Below are 2,668 nucleotides of genomic sequence, written 5' to 3'. Positions count from 1 at the left end.
CAAACCACGCTTCACACTCCGCTAAAATACGGGGCAACGCTTCAGCGTGGAGACGGCTGGCGAGCTCAGGAACAACACCACCATAGACGGAGTGCTCTAGCTCTTGGGAAATTTTTTTATGATAGATAAGTTTTTTGGTAGTTATTTCCGTAATGGCAATAGAACTGTCGTCACATGAGCTTTCGATACTTAAAATCATAATAATTCTTTCGCCTCGTCATTCCCGTGAAGACGGAAATCCAACTCTTCATTGGGGATGGATCCCAGGGTCAAGCCCGAGGATGACGGGGAAAAAACCCACTCTTTAACCCATGGCCATTCTCCGAATCCTGAGGTGGTGTTAATGTGTCCACCCTCCTCGATGACTCTCATCTCAACGGCGAGAGCCTTTTGAAGTGTTGTGGCTTCTTCTGTGCTCATATAGGGGTCATTTGTCGAGGTGACCAATAATACCTCTTGCGCAAAAAGGTTTTGAGGAGCTTCGAGAGGAAAAAAGGTTTTGAGAGTTTCGATACTGCAAGTCAGATGAGGAGGTGTTACCAGTAGGAGCCGCTTTACTGGGGATATTTCTCCCTCATTACAGAGATGAAACCATGCGATATTGGCCAACGAATGACAGATCACCACATCGGGCTGAAAATCGTTCAGTATCGATTTGATTTGTTTCATCCATCGATTTTTACTTGGAAAATGGGGGTTGTCTAACAGCGGAAAAGAGACGGTACCATAATCCTTGGCTATTTCACCTGCGAGCCATGCCTGCCAATGGGGATCATCCGATCCTCCCCAACCATGAAGAATCAGTACTTTCCTCACGATAACCCTCTCACGTAGTTGCGAACCTCTTGATCGAGGGCAAAAACAGCCTCTACTGATTCGGGAGCGGTGTGAAACGACTCATAAGCACGAAGAATCATTGCCGATATATCGATAAATCGAATATTCCCCTCAATAAACCTCTGAATCGCCGCTTCATTGGCGGCATTGACAATCACCCCCCTTGAGGGATTTTTAAGAAGATCATTTTTAATCTCCCATACCGGATAGCGCGCTTTATCGATTTCGCGAAATTCCAAATTTCCCACACGGGTCAGATCGATTCGATCCACAATAGGGGTATCCACTCTCCCCATGAGAGCGTAGGCAATAGGAAGGCGCATATCGGCATGGGCAAAATGAGCGGTCGTAGAACCATCTGTATAATCAATGAGGGCATGAATGAGTGATTTGGTTTCGATAAGTGCGTCATATTCACCTTCGCCAAAGAGCCATCTCGCTTCGAGGAGTTCGAAAAGTTTGTTCACCATTGAAGCACTGTCAATGGTGATTTTCTGCCCCATCGACCAGTTGGGGTGCTTGAGTGCGTCGACTAGAGTTGCGGAAGCGAGCTTATCCAACGACCAATCACGAAATGCACCACCGCTGGCAGTAATCACCATGCGGTTGATTTGACGATTTCCCTGATTGAGATACCATAATCCAAAATGTTCACTGTCGATCGGGACAATATTTGACGTATCCACAAACGATCCGCCGACAACCAATGATTCTTTGTTAGCTAAAGCAATCTTTTTACCACATTCAAGTGCTTTGAGCGTAGGACGAAATCCGGTAAAACCGACCAATGCGTTTACAACGTGTTGCGAAGAAGATTCTTCAATGGCTTCTAAAATCGCCATCTCTCCTGATCGAACGCTATCGTGATCCACCAAAGAGCAATCGGCTTCGTTCATGACAACAACCCGTTTTGGATTGTGACGTTTGATTTGCTCATTTAAAAGGGAGATATTACGACCTGCAACCAGAGTATCGATGCTAAGGTTAAACTGCTCGGCAATTTTGAGAGCGTTAACACCGATCGAACCGGTAGAACCTAGTAGGATCAAACCAAGCCCCGAAGAAGAACGAGCATAATGACAGAGGCAAAAAGATAACCATCGATTCGATCTAATACACCGCCATGCCCAGGCAAAATCGAACCGCTGTCTTTTACTCCTGCTTGACGTTTGAGATAGCTCTCGAATAAATCCCCAAAAACGGCTCCGATCGCGGCTGCCATCGAGATAATAACGGCTTGAGTGATATCGACGATAGTGATACCGATAAAAAATCCGGCACCTGTTGCTACAGCAATTCCTCCATAAACTCCTTCACGAGTTTTACTCGGACTGGAGACACTAAAAGGAGTTTTACCGATACTGCGTCCCACCACATAGGCACCGATGTCGGCTGATGCCACTACGACAAGAAGCCATAACAGCGAAGCTATTCCATATTCTTGGTACATACTAAGGGTAAAAAGCATCCCTGCCGTCGGATAGATAAACGGAAGAAAATTTTTAGGCGGAATATTTTGAGTATAGGCTACTGCTGCTGCAAAAATTAAACCGGCAATGACAAAAAGATCTTCTCCGTAAGGGTAAAGTGCTGCTGCCAACCATAGAATCGCAGCATAAGCATACAAAGAGTTGTTATTGATTCCGAATAATCGAGTCGCTTCATGGAATGCGAGGAGATAAATGACCCCCATCACCGCCCAGATCAGCCAAAAATTGTTGATAAGCCCCACGATCAGGATGCCGATAACCAAAAAGACGGCAGTAATAATACGTTCTTGAGTTGAATTTTTTGCAGTTTGCATTGTTTGCTTGACCAGTGGTGTTAATAT

3 protein-coding genes and 1 pseudogene are annotated in these 2,668 nt (G+C 45.5%); all 4 read right to left on the bottom strand.

Translation table 11 applies throughout. The annotated features are described in order from the left end of the window. Nucleotides 1-199, bottom strand: a pseudogene (locus WA010_RS05120) (tRNA (adenosine(37)-N6)-threonylcarbamoyltransferase complex transferase subunit TsaD); the annotation flags it as partial. Beyond that, a complete protein-coding gene (locus WA010_RS05115; protein WP_422556066.1) occupies nt 196-816 on the bottom strand; it encodes an RBBP9/YdeN family alpha/beta hydrolase in 621 nt (206 codons plus the stop codon). The gene WA010_RS05115 and the pseudogene WA010_RS05120, both read right to left, overlap by 4 nt. Further along, nucleotides 813-1,886, bottom strand: coding sequence for a 1-deoxy-D-xylulose-5-phosphate reductoisomerase (gene dxr / locus WA010_RS05110; RefSeq protein WP_422556065.1), 1,074 nt, complete (start codon nt 1,884-1,886; stop codon nt 813-815). The genes WA010_RS05115 and dxr overlap by 4 nt, the downstream gene beginning before the upstream one ends. Beyond that, the gene (locus WA010_RS05105; protein WP_422556067.1) at nt 1,883-2,641 is read right to left on the bottom strand and encodes a phosphatidate cytidylyltransferase; all 759 of its coding nucleotides are present in this window, start codon (nt 2,639-2,641) and stop codon (nt 1,883-1,885) included. Before WA010_RS05105 ends, dxr begins: the two co-directional genes overlap by 4 nt. Nucleotides 2,642-2,668 lie beyond the last annotated feature (27 nt).

It is taken from the genome of Sulfuricurvum sp. (assembly GCF_049305995.1).
GTDB lineage: Bacteria > Campylobacterota > Campylobacteria > Campylobacterales > Sulfurimonadaceae > Sulfuricurvum.
Note: the sequence above shows the minus strand (reverse complement) of the source record. Positions and strands in the feature narration are given on the sequence as shown.

Bases quoted from the DNA above. Each gene is read 5' to 3' on its own strand.
- WA010_RS05105 (WP_422556067.1), bottom strand. From the start codon at position 2,641: ATGCAAACTGCAAAAAATTCAACTCAAGAACGTATTATTACTGCCGTC.